The 13,670-nt window shown below is 60.4% G+C and carries 11 protein-coding genes and 2 tRNA genes; 1 reads left to right on the top strand and 12 read right to left on the bottom strand.

Features of this window, described 5'->3' with window-relative positions:
• Window positions 1–10 precede the first annotated feature (10 nt).
• On the bottom strand, window positions 11–661 hold the full coding sequence (locus tag PU634_RS05640; RefSeq protein WP_306763085.1) for a L,D-transpeptidase family protein: 651 nt from the start codon (window positions 659–661) through the stop codon (window positions 11–13).
• 230 nt (window positions 662–891) lie between these two features.
• Here PU634_RS05640 and PU634_RS05635 point away from each other — a divergent pair, with 230 nt between their 5' ends.
• On the top strand, window positions 892–1,470 hold the full coding sequence (locus tag PU634_RS05635) for a hypothetical protein (RefSeq protein ID WP_306763084.1): 579 nt from the start codon (window positions 892–894) through the stop codon (window positions 1,468–1,470).
• A 73-nt stretch (window positions 1,471–1,543) separates the two neighbouring features.
• Here PU634_RS05635 and PU634_RS05630 read toward each other — a convergent pair.
• The 11 genes from PU634_RS05630 to tig all read right to left on the bottom strand — a co-directional run bounded on the left by PU634_RS05630 (window position 1,544) and on the right by tig (window position 13,523).
• Window positions 1,544–1,630 (bottom strand) — tRNA-Leu (locus PU634_RS05630).
• A 23-nt stretch (window positions 1,631–1,653) separates the two neighbouring features.
• Window positions 1,654–1,727: transfer RNA gene (locus PU634_RS05625), tRNA-Cys, on the bottom strand.
• A gap of 115 nt (window positions 1,728–1,842) precedes the next feature.
• Window positions 1,843–2,391: a CDP-diacylglycerol--glycerol-3-phosphate 3-phosphatidyltransferase gene (gene pgsA / locus PU634_RS05620; protein WP_306763083.1), complete on the bottom strand. Its 549-nt coding sequence runs from the start codon at window positions 2,389–2,391 to the stop codon at window positions 1,843–1,845.
• 48 nt (window positions 2,392–2,439) lie between these two features.
• Entirely contained in the window at window positions 2,440–4,269 is a 1,830-nt protein-coding gene (gene uvrC, locus PU634_RS05615) for an excinuclease ABC subunit UvrC (protein ID WP_306763082.1), read from the bottom strand.
• Window positions 4,270–4,306: 37 nt separating this feature from the next.
• Entirely contained in the window at window positions 4,307–4,948 is a 642-nt protein-coding gene (gene uvrY / locus PU634_RS05610; protein ID WP_306763081.1) for a UvrY/SirA/GacA family response regulator transcription factor, read from the bottom strand.
• Window positions 4,949–5,201: 253 nt separating this feature from the next.
• Entirely contained in the window at window positions 5,202–7,100 is a 1,899-nt protein-coding gene (locus PU634_RS05605; protein WP_306763080.1) for a SurA N-terminal domain-containing protein, read from the bottom strand.
• A gap of 113 nt (window positions 7,101–7,213) precedes the next feature.
• Window positions 7,214–7,486 (bottom strand): non-specific DNA-binding protein Hbs, encoded by a 273-nt coding sequence (gene hbs / locus PU634_RS05600; protein WP_306763079.1) that lies wholly within the window; start codon window positions 7,484–7,486, stop codon window positions 7,214–7,216.
• Between the two features lie 164 nt (window positions 7,487–7,650).
• Complete coding sequence (lon, locus tag PU634_RS05595) at window positions 7,651–10,002, bottom strand: endopeptidase La (RefSeq protein WP_306763078.1); 2,352 nt, start codon at window positions 10,000–10,002, stop codon at window positions 7,651–7,653.
• 136 nt (window positions 10,003–10,138) lie between these two features.
• Complete coding sequence (gene clpX, locus PU634_RS05590) at window positions 10,139–11,419, bottom strand: ATP-dependent protease ATP-binding subunit ClpX (protein ID WP_306763077.1); 1,281 nt, start codon at window positions 11,417–11,419, stop codon at window positions 10,139–10,141.
• 82 nt (window positions 11,420–11,501) lie between these two features.
• On the bottom strand, window positions 11,502–12,125 hold the full coding sequence (clpP, locus tag PU634_RS05585; RefSeq protein ID WP_306763076.1) for an ATP-dependent Clp endopeptidase proteolytic subunit ClpP: 624 nt from the start codon (window positions 12,123–12,125) through the stop codon (window positions 11,502–11,504).
• An 87-nt stretch (window positions 12,126–12,212) separates the two neighbouring features.
• Window positions 12,213–13,523 (bottom strand): trigger factor, encoded by a 1,311-nt coding sequence (tig, locus tag PU634_RS05580; RefSeq protein WP_306763075.1) that lies wholly within the window; start codon window positions 13,521–13,523, stop codon window positions 12,213–12,215.
• Between the last annotated feature and the right edge of the window lie 147 nt (window positions 13,524–13,670).

Below are 13,670 nucleotides of genomic sequence, written 5' to 3'. Positions count from 1 at the left end.
CAATACCGGCTCAGATATCCTCGTTGCGGGGGTACTTGGCAAACTCCCGGGAGATATCGGCATAGAGCTCCACCGCCCAGCGCGGCAGGTTGGCAGCAAAGCCGTCGAGGGGGGCGCGACGCGGATCATGAGGGGCAATAATGACAGAGGTATTGTCCACACCAATCTGGCTGACCAGCACAAACAGCTCTTCAATGGCAATGTCACCGATGGCCAGGCAACCCACCGACTCCGCCTTGCCGTGAATGTAGATGTCACCGCCCGGATCGGTCCGGCCTTCCCGGGCGGCCCGCATCAGATCATAGGAATTGGGGTAATTCAACCGCATCGACAGATGAAAACGGCTGTCGGGGTTGAGGTGGGTAATGCGGTAAATACCCTCGGGCACCTGCTTGTCGCCTTCCCTCAGCTTGGGCCCGGGGCCACCGCTGGCCTTGCGCACCGGATAACTGCGAATAAAACGAAAGTCACCGTCGTCGTTGCGGGCCCACAGCTCCAGGGCCTTTTCTTCCTTGGTGGCCAGCAGCACTATGTCTTTGGGGGGATATTGCACCTCGGCGCGCATAAAATAGGGTTTCATTCGGATTTCCGCCAGCGGGCCATAGGTGGCAACCACGTTCTCCACCGAACCGTGAATGTAGCTGAAAGCGGCGTTTGACATAAACAAAGTCGTTAAAAGAAGGGTTGGCGCGACAAAAGCGGACAGAAAGCGCATAAATATGAGTTAACTCTTAGAATCATCCTGTTTCAATGATAGCCCGGCGCGGGTCGGCTTGTAACCACCCGGCGCACAAATAACGCCATTCGGTTTGTCCTGATCCGGTCCGGCGCCCACACTAAACAGCAGGACGAAGGCATCCCGCCTCAACCAGGAACATTTGGAGGTTCACCATGCTTGCGCTTTTACGGCTGTGGCCGGCCCTGCTGCTGACCGGTTGCGCCCAGCTCTCCCCGCTTGTCGGCAAGACTCCCCTTCCCGTGATCAACGAGTACAGCCCGGGCGTTGCCGTCACTCAAAACGCACCGCCGCGGCTGGCCGCCCTCACCTTTTATGCCGCCACCCCCTTTAACCAGGCCCAGGCCGGCGCCTGCAGCGAAAAGCTGCTGCTGGCGCAGCAGCCCGATACTGGCATTGTGCGCTACACCGGCCGCGACATGTTCAGTGCCGAGGGCCTGGTCAATCACAGCACCAGCGTGTATCGCGTGCTGCCGGTGCAGGATCGCATTCGCTTTGAGCTTACCCTGCTGGCCAAGGTGTCGGGCACCACCTACGGTTTTCGCCGCATTGAGTCGGCCCGTTACGATCCCCTGGGCCTGAACAGCCACGACTTTGCCCCCCTGCCCCCGTCGGGCACCGAAACCCAGCAGGTCTATCAGCGGCTGCAGCGGCTGTTTCGGAATATGGACGGGTGCATCAGGGGCGATGAGGCAGGCATGAACGGGACTGTGCTGCTGAGCGCAAGGGAGTAACAAGAACACATTCAGTGTGTTCCCTGGCGGGTTACCACATTACCCGCGCCATCGCGGAAAGGCTTGATTTACATGGTGCCCGGAGCGGGACTTGAACCCGCACGCCCTTGCGAGCGAGGGATTTTAAATCCCTTGTGTCTACCGATTTCACCATCCGGGCGTAGACGTATTTGAAAGGAAATATGGAGGCGCGTTCCGGAATCGAACCGGACTAAACGGATTTGCAATCCGCTGCATAACCACTTTGCTAACGCGCCGAAGGAAGTCGTTGATATGAGGTGCATTTTAACGGCGAACGTCGCTCAGTCAACCGCTATTCGGTGTTTCGCGTCCGTTCGCACATTTTTTATGCGCGACCCGGTGTTTGCCGTTTTATTCGCTGCGGGTCAGATCGCCCCAGGCCGCTTTCAGGTAATCGTAGGCGGAAAACAGGGTCAGGCCGGTGGCGATGTAAAGCAGCACATAGCTGACCCAGATCATGTAGATACTCTGCTGCCAGATAAGACCGATCAGCGCCAGCATCTGAATGGTGGTTTTCCATTTGCCAATCCAGCTTACCGCCACCCGCGAACGCTGGCCCAGCTCGGCCATCCATTCCCGCAACGCGGAAATCATGATCTCGCGACCGATCATGAACATGGCCGGAATGGTCACCAGCGGGCTGCTGTAATCTTCCACGATCAGTACCAGGGCTGCCGCCACCATCACCTTGTCGGCCACCGGATCGAGAAAGGCACCAAAAGGCGTGCTCTGTTTCAGCTGGCGGGCCAGAAAACCGTCGAACCAGTCGGTCACGGCGGCCAGGGTGAACACCGCAGCCGCCCAGAAATAGGCCCAGTCGAACGGCAGGTAAAACAGCACGATGAAGACCGGGATCAGCAGAATGCGAAAGAACGTCAGGGAATTGGGGACATTTATCATTGTTGTTTAAACCAGAATACGATGCCGGTACATGGTGCATGATGAGACTCAGTGATGCAACGCATCGTGGATCTTTTCTGCCAGTGCCCGGCTGATGCCCGGCACCTTGGACAACTCATCCACACTCGCCCGCTTCACTTCCTGCAGCCCACCCAGATATTTTAGCAGCGCCTGGCGGCGTTTGGCGCCAACCCCGGGAATGGTTTCCAGACTGCTGGTGGTGCGCGCCTTGCCCCGCCGGGCCCGGTGTCCGGTAATGGCAAAGCGGTGGGATTCGTCGCGAATATGCTGAATCAGGTGCAGCGCCGGCAGATCGGCAGGCAAATGGCGCTCCTCGTGGCTGATGCCCATGATCAACGTCTCCAGCCCCGGCTTGCGGGTTACCCCCTTGGCCACACCCACCAGCATCGGCTGCTTTGGACTGTCGGCCAGGGCCTCGCCCACCACCGCCTCGGCACGGCTGAGCTGGCCCAGGCCACCGTCGATAAACAGCACGTCGGGCAGGGTGTCGGGATCGGCGCCCTCAAAGCGCCGGCGCAGGGCCTGCTCCATGGCGGCGTAGTCGTCACCGGGAGTAATGCCGCCGATGTTGAAGCGGCGATAATCGCTCTTGCGCGGGCCGTCCTGATCGAACACCACACAGGAGGCCACGGTTTTCTCGCCCATGGTGTGGGAGATATCAAAACACTCCATGCGGAAGATATCGCCCAGCCCCAGCACCTCCTGCAACTGTACCAGCCGCTGGCGCTGGGTGCTGCGGTGGGCCAGCCGGCTGGCCAGGGCGGTCTCGGCATTGGTGCGGGCCAGCTTCACAAAGCGGGCCCGCTCGCTGCGCACCGCACTGCGTAGCCGCACCTTGCGGCCGTAATGCTGACTCAGGGTGTCACTCAGCACGGTTTCGTCGGACAGGGTCCGGTCCAGCAACACCTCGGAGGGCGCTTCACGGCCGTTGATGCCGGAAAGGTAGAACTGCAGCACAAAGCTCTGCAATATCTCTTCGGCGTCGGTATCCGGGGCCATGCGCGGAAAGTAGCTGCGCCCGCCCAGCACCTTGCCCTGGCGAATAAACAGCACCTGCACACAGGCCTGGCTGCGCTCCACGGCAAGGCCAATCACGTCGAGATCGTCAAGCACATTGCCGCTGACGAACTGCTGCTCCTGCACCCGGCGCAGGGCCAGCAGCTGATCCCGAAACCGGGCCGCGTCTTCAAAGCGCAGTTCGCTGCTGGCGCGCTCCATGCTGTCGGCCAGATCGGTGAGCACCTGCTGGTTCCTGCCCTGCAGAAACAACCGGGCCAGCTGCACCTGGTGGGCGTATTCCTCCTCGCTGACAAGGCCACGCACGCAGGGGCCGGCACAGCGCTTGAGCTGATACAGCAGACAGGGCCGGCTGCGATTGGCATAGACACTGTCTTCACACTGACGCACCGGAAACAGTTTCTGCATCAGGTGCAGGCTTTCGCGCACCGCATTGCCATTGGGATAAGGGCCGAAGTATTCGCCCCGCTTCTTGCGCGCGCCCCGGTGAATGCTGATGCGCGGGTGGGCATGATCGGAGATCAGAATATAGGGATAGGACTTGTCGTCCCGCAGCAGCACGTTGTATTTGGGCAGGTGCTGCTTGATCAGGTTGTGCTCCAGGATCAGCGCCTCGGTTTCGGTGTGGGTCACCGTCACCTGAACGTCGGCAATCTGGCGCACCAGAGCCCGGGTTTTCTCGCCGCTGACATTGGCACGAAAATAGGAAGACAGCCGTTTCTTGAGGTTTTTGGCCTTACCCACATAGATCACCTCACCCCCGGCGTCATACATCAGGTAGACGCCGGGCTGCTCGGTCACGACCTTGAGAAAGGCCTTGGCATCAAAGGGCTGGCTCATGAAGGCTGGCTGACTCGGGCGCTCGCAAGCGCGCCGGTCAGATTTTTTCCGCGTCGAGCATGCCGTAGCGAATGGCCAGGTGGGTCAGCTCCACGTCCCCGTTGATGTTGAGCTTGCTGAACAGCCGGTAGCGGTAACTGTTCACGGTTTTGGGGCTGAGGTTGAGCTGCTCGGAGATGTCGGTCACACGCTGGCCACGGGTGATCATCAGCATGATCTGCAGTTCCCGCTCCGACAGCTCCTTGAACGGGTTTTCCTCGTTGGAAAACTGGCTCAGGGCCATGCGCTGGGCAATTTCCGGCGACAGGTAACGCTGACCACTATGCACCAGGCGAATGGCGTTGATCATTTCTTCCGGCCCGGCACCCTTGGTCAGGTAACCGGCGGCCCCCGCCTGCATCACCTTGGTGGGAAACGGGTTTTCGGTGTGAATGGTAAGCACGATGATTTTCACATCGGGGTTGAAGCGCAGGATCTTGCGGGTGGCTTCCAGCCCGCCGATGCCGGGCATGTTCATGTCCATCAGAATGACGTCGGGATGATGCTCACGACACCACTGCACGGCGTCTTCGCCGCTCTTGGCCTCGCCCATCACCTTCATTCCCTTGACGTCTTCTAAAATGCGTCGGATCCCTGTGCGCACTAACTCATGGTCATCAACCAGGAATACGTTTATCAAAGCTGTTCTCCGACTGCTGTAACCTGCTTAGCATATCTCAAATACCCATGCTTCGCACCTGAACGAAAAACGCAGACCAAACAAAACATTCGGCCGCGAAGGACATCTTTAGTATCAAATCGGCGGAGGCTTGGCAACTCGCGCTCGAGCAGAAAGCAACGCGAAACAGGAAAAACGTGAGAGAGGAAGGCCCTGCCCAAAAAAACGGGCGCCGAAGCGCCCGTGTTTGCCACCTGATACTCTCAGATCCCCATCAGAAAAAGCTGTCGTCTTCGCTTTCCAGCTGACGATACTCGATGTCGGCGGCGGCCTTGAGGGCATTGATCAGACTCTGGTAGTCACGCTGTCCCTGCACCCGGCTCTGTCCCTGACGGATCAGGGCCAGCTGATCGGACGGGCTTTCCGGCGTGATAACCGCGTTCAGGCGCAGCACCGCCAGATCGCCGCCGCTCAGGGGGACGGTGCGCAGGCTGGGCTGCTCGGCCGGCGCTGGCATGGCGAACAGGGCATTGAGCAGGGCCGGATCCTGAGCGCTTTCGCGGGTGACGTCGGCCAGTTCGGTCACACTCAGCTCACGTTCGGTCAGCCAGTCGGCAATGTCTCCCCGAGCCCACAGCTGCATCAGCTCGTCGGCAGCCTGTTGCGCCAGCTCGGCGGCCTTGTCTTTCAGTGCCAGCTCACGCGCTTCGGCCCTGACGTCGTCAAAATCGCGTGTCGCCGCCGGGCGATAGTCCAGCACGCGGATCACCGCCGCCTGGTTGTCTCCCAGCTCAATCAGCTCCGAGTTCATGCGCTGTTCGCGCAGCTCAAGGGAGAACGCCTTGCTGACCACCCGCGCATCGTTCAGTGCAGCGGGCAGCTCATTGGCAGACACAAAGTCGGTGCTGTGCACGGTCAGGCCCAGTTCGTCGGCGGCCATGTCGAGGGAATCGGGAAACTCGAACGCCAGCTCCGCCAGCCGCTGCTCGCGGTGGTAAAAGTCGTCAGCGGCCTGATCGGCGGCCAGTCGCTCAGCAATGGTGTCACGCACGTCTTCCAATGGCTTGGTCTGGGCCGGCCGCACTTCCAGCAGCTTGATCAGGTGCAGACCAAACTCGCTTTCCACCACACCGGATACTTCGCCTTCCGCGGTCAGGGCAAAGGCGGCGGCGTCAAAGGCTGGGTCCAGGGTGCCGGCTTCCATCCAGTCCAGCTCGCCGCCGTCTTCACCGGTAAAGGTGTCATCGGATTCGGTTTTGGCCAGCTCCGCAAACTCTTCACCGGCGGCCAGCCGCTCGGCAATGGCCTGTATCCGCTGCTCGGCCCCCTCACCCTTGCTCACCATGATGTGGGCCACCCGGCGCTGCTCGGGCTGAGTATAGCTGGCCTGGTTGGCGGCGTAGTAGTCGGCAATGGCCTGCTCGTCGATGTCATCGGCGGAAACCGTGTTTGCCGCCAGCAACACATAGTTGAGTTTCACCTGCTCGGGGCGCTGAAAACGCTCCGGATGGGCCTCATGCCAGGCCCGGGCGTCGGCGTCACTCACCTCGGCCCTGGCTTCAAACAGCGCCAGAGGCAGTTTCACCAGGCTGGCACTGCGCTGCTGGTGGTTCAGCCGATCCAGCCAGCCGGCCTCGCTCTGCAGGGAAAACGCCGAGCCCACCACGGCGTTGAGCAGCATCTGACGGTTCAGATCCTGACGAATGCTGTCGCGCAGTTGCTCCGGATTCAGGTTGTTGCGGCCCAGCAGTTGCAGGTAACGGTCGTTGTCGAACTGACCGTCGACCTGAAACTCGGGCAGCGCGCGAATGGCGTTGCGCACCTGATCGTCGCTGGCGCGCAGGCCCAGCTCGGCAATTTTCTGATCGATCAGTTGCTGCTCCACCAGCTGCTCCAGCACCGAGCGACGAATTTGCGCCACATAGGCGGGATCGGCCAGCAGCTGGCTGAACTGCTCGCCCAGCTGGCTTTCCAGCCGGGCACGCTCGTTACGGTAGGCGTTTTCCAGGGTCTGGGCGGCAATCTCGTCGCCGTTGACCACGGCGGCCACTTCCTTGACCGGACGGGTCACATAGCTGCCCACGCCCGCCAGGGCAAAGGACAGTATGATGGCGCCCAGAATGATCTTGGAGGTGGTGCCCTGGGCACCTGCTCTCAATTTGTCAAAAAACATAAGTCGTTGTTGCTCCCGATGGCGCCTTGGCGCCGGTGCCGAAAAAAAAGCGCACCACCGGATGCGCCTTGTTCGGATTCGGTTCAGCCGGCCTGAACGCCGGCGAGCCGATGTCAGTTAACGGCGTCTTTCAGAGCCTTGCCGGCCTTGAATGCCGGGGTCTTGGCGGCGGCGATCTCGATGGTGGCGCCGGTTTGCGGGTTGCGACCGGTACGGGCGGCACGCTCACGCACCTCAAAGGTACCAAAGCCAACCAGAGAGACAGAGTCGCCGTCTTTCAGGGTGTCGGTAATCGCTTCCACGAAGGCGTCCAGTGCGCGGCCGGCCGCGGCCTTGGTGATGTCGGCGCCATCGGCGATTCTGTCAATCAGTTGAGATTTATTCACGGTCATTCCCCTTGTTCATTATTTGGTTTGGTCGGGTGACACCACCCTGTTATTTGAGTGGGCGGTCCGGGGTTCATCCTGACCCGGCCGCCACAAAGCTCTCCAAGGCTACTGCGAGTCTCGGCCACTGACAAGCCTCAAACCGCGGCCCGGGGCGAAAAAGCTCAGGCCGAGGCCACCGCAAAGCCTTCCGGCGGCTGTTCCAGCGCCAGCTCCAGCACCTCGTCGACCCAGCGCACCGGATGAATTTCCAGGTCACCCTTGACGTTATCCGGAATTTCTTCCAGATCGCGCTCGTTCTCCGCCGGAATCACCACCCGCTTGATGCCGCCCCGGTGGGCCGCCAGCAGTTTTTCCTTGAGACCGCCGATGGGCAGCACTTCGCCGCGCAGGGTGATCTCACCGGTCATGGCCACATCGGCGCGCACCGGGTTGCCGGTGAGGCTGGACACCAGCGCGGTGCACATGGCGATACCGGCGCTGGGACCATCCTTGGGGGTGGCGCCTTCGGGCACGTGCACGTGAATGTCGCGCTTTTCATAAAAGTCGGCATTGATGCGCCATTTATCGGCGCGGGAGCGTACCACCGTCATCGCCGCCTGAATGGACTCCTGCATCACGTCACCCAGGGAGCCGGTATAGCTGAGCTTGCCCTTGCCCGGTACGTTGGCCACCTCGATGGTCAGCAGATCGCCGCCCACCTCGGTCCAGGCCAGGCCGGTCACCTGCCCCACCTGGTTGCTCTCTTCCGCCTTGCCGTAGTCAAAGCGGACCACGCCCAGGTAGTTTTTCAGGTTGTCACCATTGATAACGACCTGCTTGATGTCCTTGTTGAGAAGAATTTCCTTTACCGCCTTGCGGCACAGCTTGGAAATTTCCCGCTCCAGGCTGCGCACCCCGGCTTCCCGGGTGTAATAACGAATAATGCCGATAATGGCGGAGTCTTCCACCACCAGCTCGTTTTGCTTCAGGCCGTTGCGGCTGATCTGCTTGGCCAGCAGGTGACGCTTGGCGATGTTGAGCTTTTCGTCCTCGGTGTAGCCCGACAGCCGGATCACTTCCATCCGATCCAGCAGCGGGCCGGGAATGTGCATGGAGTTGGAGGTGGCCACGAACATGACGTCGGACAGATCGTAGTCCACTTCCAGGTAGTGATCGTTAAAGCTGTGATTCTGCTCCGGATCCAGTACTTCCAGCAGCGCCGAGGCCGGATCGCCGCGCATGTCGGACGACATCTTGTCGATTTCATCGAGCAGGAACAGCGGATTGCGCACACCCACCTTGGCCATTTTCTGGATCAGCTTGCCGGGCATGGAGCCGATGTAGGTACGGCGGTGACCGCGGATCTCCGCTTCGTCGCGCACGCCCCCCAGGGCCATACGCACATACTTGCGGCCGGTGGCCTTGGCGATGGACTGACCGAGTGACGTCTTGCCCACCCCGGGCGGTCCCACCAGACACAGAATGGGCCCCTTGAGCTTGCTGGTGCGGCTCTGCACCGCCAGATACTCGATAATGCGTTCCTTGACCTTTTCCAGGCCATAGTGGTCGGCATCGAGCACTTCCTCGGCCTTGGCCAGATCCTTTTTCACCTTGGACTTTTTCTTCCAGGGCACCGACACCATCCAGTCGATGTAGCCACGCACCACGGTGGCTTCCGCCGACATGGGCGACATCATCTTGAGCTTGGCCAGCTCGGCCTCGGTTTTCTGCCGGGCTTCGTCGGTCATGCCCGCTTCGTCGATTTTCTGCTGCAGCGCCTCGAACTCATCGGGCACGTCGTCCAGCTCGCCCAGCTCCTTCTGAATGGCCTTCATCTGCTCGTTCAGGTAGTACTCGCGCTGGCTTTTTTCCATCTGCTTTTTCACGCGGGCGCGAATACGGCGCTCCACCTGCAGCAGATCCATTTCCGCTTCCATCATCGCCATCAGGTACTCGAGGCGTTCGCCCACGTCGGCGATCTCCAGCACCTTCTGCTTGTCTTCCAGCTTCAGCGGCATGTGTGCGGCCATGGTGTCGGCCAGACGGGCGGCGTCTTCAATGGCCGACAGCGAGGTGAGTACCTCGGGCGGAATCTTCTTGTTGAGCTTGATGTAACCTTCAAACTGAGTGATGGCGGAGCGCACCAGCACTTCCTGCTCACGCTCATCCAGGGCCTGGGTGGCCAGGTACTGGGCCTCGGCCACGAAGTAACCGTCATCTTCACGCAGTTGCTCCAGGCGGGCGCGCTGCGCGCCTTCCACCAGCACCTTGACGGTGCCGTCGGGCAGCTTGAGCATCTGCAGCACATTGGCCACGGTGCCCACCTGGTAGACATCATCGGCACCGGGATCGTCGGTGGAGGCGTCTTTCTGGGCAATCAGCAGTACCTTCTTGTCCTGCTCCATGGCCGCTTCCAGGCAGCGGATGGATTTTTCCCGTCCCACAAACAGCGGGATGACCATGTGAGGATAAACCACCACGTCCCTGAGAGGCAGGACGGGAGTTTCGATGCGTTCGGAACGCTCTAGGGTCATAGTGTCCTCTCGGCTTGAATGCAATTATTAGCGCTTGGGTGAGTATATGGGGGCGGGATCGCAAGATTCAATCGTCGGTGCGGCAAAAACGGAAAAAGGGGCAAAATGCCCCTTTTTCAGCTCAAAAAAGCCGCATTCAGTCGCCGGAAGCGGCCTGGGCCTCGCCTTTCTCGTAAATGAGAATGGGGTCGGATTCGCCCTTGATCACGGTTTCATCGATCACCACCTTGGACACGTCGTCCATGGACGGCAAATCATACATGGTGTCGAGCAACACGGCTTCCACGATGGAGCGCAGGCCCCGGGCACCGGTCTTGCGTTCCATGGCCTTGCGGGCAATGGAACGCAGGGCGTCGTCACGGAACTCCAGCTCCACGTCTTCCAGCGCGAACAGCGCCGCATACTGCTTGGTGAGGGCGTTCTTGGGCTCGGACAAAATCTGCACCAGGGCGTCTTCGTCCAGCTCGGTCAGCGTCGCCACCACCGGCAGACGGCCGATGAACTCGGGGATCAGGCCATACTTGACCAGATCTTCCGGCTCCACCCGAGTGAAAATTTCACTCAAGGACGCCTTCTGATCCCGGGCCTTGACCTCGGCGCCAAAGCCGATGCCGGTGCCCTTGTCCATGCGCTGCTCAATCACCTTGTCGAGGCCGGCAAAGGCACCGCCGCAGATAAACAGGATTTTGGAGGTGTCTACCTGCAGAAACTCCTGCTGCGGATGCTTGCGCCCCCCCTGAGGCGGCACCGACGCTACCGTGCCTTCAATCAGCTTGAGCAACGCCTGCTGCACGCCCTCGCCCGACACGTCCCGGGTAATGGACGGGTTGTCGGACTTGCGGGAAATCTTGTCGATTTCATCGATATAAACGATGCCGCGCTGGGCCTTTTCCACGTCGTAATCACACTTCTGCAGCAGCTTCTGAATGATGTTTTCGACGTCTTCCCCCACGTAACCGGCTTCGGTCAGGGTGGTGGCGTCGGCCATGGTAAAGGGCACATCCAGCAGCCGCGCCAGAGTCTCGGCCAGCAGGGTCTTGCCCGAGCCGGTGGGACCGATCAGCAGAATGTTGGACTTGCCCAGCTCCACGCCGTCGGTACCGGTGGCGTTGCGCAGCCGCTTGTAGTGGTTGTACACCGCCACCGCCAGCACCTTCTTGGCATGGTCCTGGCCGATGACGTAATCGTCCAGGTGCGCGCGGATCTCGTGAGGGGTAGGCAGGGCATTGCCATCACGCTTGGGCGAAATATCCTTGATCTCTTCCCGAATGATGTCTTCGCACAGCTCGACACACTCGTCACAAATGTAGACGGAAGGGCCGGCGATCAGCTTGCGTACTTCGTGTTGGCTCTTACCGCAAAAGGAACAGTACAGCAGTTTGCCGCCATCCCCTTCGCCCTTGCGTTTGTCTGTCATTCAGTCACCTCTTGTGGATGCAGCGCGGGGCTCAGCCCTGTCGGCTCTACTGCACAGTGTACAGCACCCCGCCCCGCTTTGCTCAGTCGCGCTTGAGAAGCACCTCGTCAACCAGGCCGTATTCTTTGGCCTGGGCCGCCGACATGAAGTTGTCGCGGTCGGTATCGCGCTCGACCACCGCCAGATCCTGGCCGGTGTGCTCGGCCAGCAGCCGGTTGAGCTTTTCCTTGATATAGAGAATTTCCTTGGCGTGGATCTGAATGTCCGACGCCTGGCCCTGAAAGCCGCCCAGGGGCTGATGGATCATCACCCGGCTGTTGGGCAGCGCAAAGCGCTTGCCCGGTGCGCCGCCGGCCAGCAGGAAAGCGCCCATGGAGCAGGCCTGACCCATGCACACGGTACTGACGTTGGGCTTGATAAACTGCATGGTATCGTAGATGGACATGCCGGCGGTCACCGAGCCACCCGGCGAGTTGATATAGAGGTAAATGTCCTTTTCCGGGTTTTCCGACTCCAGAAACAGCAGCTGGGCGCAGATCAGGTTGGCCATGTGGTCTTCAACCTGACCGGTGAGGAAGATCACCCGCTCCTTCAGCAGGCGCGAGTAGATATCGTAGGAACGCTCGCCCTTGGCCGTCTGCTCCACCACCATGGGGATCAGGGCGGCCAGGGGTCCGTTCATCATCGGATGCTGGTTGTCTGACATAAAATATTGTCCCTAAAACAAAATGGCCCGAGTGCACTTACACTGGGGCCATTATACGCAAGAGCTTGATGCTTAAGTCAAATGATCTTAAGCGCCCATGCCCGGCTTGTTCATCACCTCGTCAAAGGACACCTGCTTGTCGGTGACCTTGGCCTGAGACAGCACGAACTCGATGGCCTGATCTTCCACGGCCAGGCTGCGCACGTTTTCCAGCAGCTGGGGGTTATCGTTGTAGTAGGCCACCACTTCGGCCGGATCTTCGTAGGCGGACGCCATGGAGGCGATGATTTCCTGCACCTTGGCGTCGTCGGCCTTGATCTCGTTGGTCTTGATCAGCTCGCCCAGCACCAGGCCCACGCGCACGCGGCGCTCGGCCTGATCCTTGAACAGCTCGGCGGGCAGCTCGGGGGCGTTCTTGGCATCCAGACCACCAAAGCGCTGCAGCGCCTGCTTGCGCAGGGTGTTCACCTCGCTGTCGATCAGGGACTGAGGCACCTCGATCTGGTTCTGCTCCAGCAGACCGTCGATCACCTGCTCCTTCACGGAGGCTTTCAGGGCCTGGGCCAGTTCGCGCTCCATGTTCTTGCGCACTTCCGCCTTCAGACCGTCCACGGAGCCGTCGGCAATGCCGAAACGCTTGACGAACTCTTCGGTCAGCTCGGGCAGTTGCTGGGCTTCCACCTTGGTCAGGGTGATGGCGAAGCTGGCGGGCTTGCCCTTCAGGTTTTCGGCGTGGTATTCCTCGGGGAAGGTCACTTCAATGGTGAACTCGTCACCGGCCTTCTTACCCAGCAGGCCGTCTTCAAAGCCCGGGATCATGCGGCCGGAACCCAGTACCAGCACGAAGTCGTCGGCCTTGCCACCTTCGAATTCTTCACCGTCTACCGAGCCCACAAAGTTCATGGTCACGCGGTCGCCGTCTTCGGCGGCACGGTCGGCTTCAACCCAGTCGGCGTGCTGCTTGCGCAGGGTGTCGATCATCTTGTCCAGATCGGCATCGGTCACCTCGGCCTGGGGCTTTTCAACGGTTACCGCGTCCAGGCCCTTCACTTCCACTTCCGGGTACACTTCAAAGGTGGCGGTAAAGGTGAAGTCCTCGCCGGCCTTGATGGGGGCAGGCTCCATGGTGGGCATGCCGGCCGGGTTGAGCTTCTCGCTCATCACGGCTTCAAAGAAGTTGCGCTGCATCAGGTCGCCGGCCACGTCGGCTTCCACGGACGCGCCGAACATTTTCTTGATAACGGTCAGCGGGGCCTTGCCAGGACGAAAGCCGTCGATGCGGCGAGTCTTGGCCAGCTGACGCAGACGGTTGTTCACTTCACCGGTCACCTGCTCGGCGGGAACAGTGATGGTCAGGCGGCGCTCCAGGCCCTGGGTCGTCTCTACAGAAACTTGCATTCTTTTACCTCAATTTTCTTCAGCACGGCGGTGCTGACCCTGTGATGTTTGAAACAGCCCGGGCTGCTCCTTGAATCCTGGTGAAGACGTGGTCTTCGCTAAAAACAGACGCGGCATTATAACGGCGCAGTGTGCCAGCGTCGAGGG

This window comes from Oceanimonas pelagia (assembly GCF_030849025.1).
Classification (GTDB): Bacteria; Pseudomonadota; Gammaproteobacteria; order Enterobacterales; family Aeromonadaceae; genus Oceanimonas; species Oceanimonas pelagia.
This window is presented reverse-complemented; position numbering and strand designations above follow the sequence as displayed.

Excerpts from the sequence above, each read along its gene's own strand:
- PU634_RS05640 (WP_306763085.1), bottom strand. The coding sequence starts at position 661 with ATGTCAAACGCCGCTTTCAGCTACATTCACGGTTCGGTGGAGAACGTG.
- uvrC (WP_306763082.1), bottom strand. The coding sequence starts at position 4,269 with ATGAGCCAGCCCTTTGATGCCAAGGCCTTTCTCAAGGTCGTGACCGAG.
- pgsA (WP_306763083.1), bottom strand. The coding sequence starts at position 2,391 with ATGATAAATGTCCCCAATTCCCTGACGTTCTTTCGCATTCTGCTGATC.
- lon (WP_306763078.1), bottom strand. The coding sequence starts at position 10,002 with ATGACCCTAGAGCGTTCCGAACGCATCGAAACTCCCGTCCTGCCTCTC.
- clpP (WP_306763076.1), bottom strand. The coding sequence starts at position 12,125 with ATGTCAGACAACCAGCATCCGATGATGAACGGACCCCTGGCCGCCCTG.
- clpX (WP_306763077.1), bottom strand. The coding sequence starts at position 11,419 with ATGACAGACAAACGCAAGGGCGAAGGGGATGGCGGCAAACTGCTGTAC.
- tig (WP_306763075.1), bottom strand. The coding sequence starts at position 13,523 with ATGCAAGTTTCTGTAGAGACGACCCAGGGCCTGGAGCGCCGCCTGACC.
- PU634_RS05605 (WP_306763080.1), bottom strand. The coding sequence starts at position 7,100 with ATGTTTTTTGACAAATTGAGAGCAGGTGCCCAGGGCACCACCTCCAAG.
- PU634_RS05635 (WP_306763084.1), top strand. The coding sequence starts at position 892 with ATGCTTGCGCTTTTACGGCTGTGGCCGGCCCTGCTGCTGACCGGTTGC.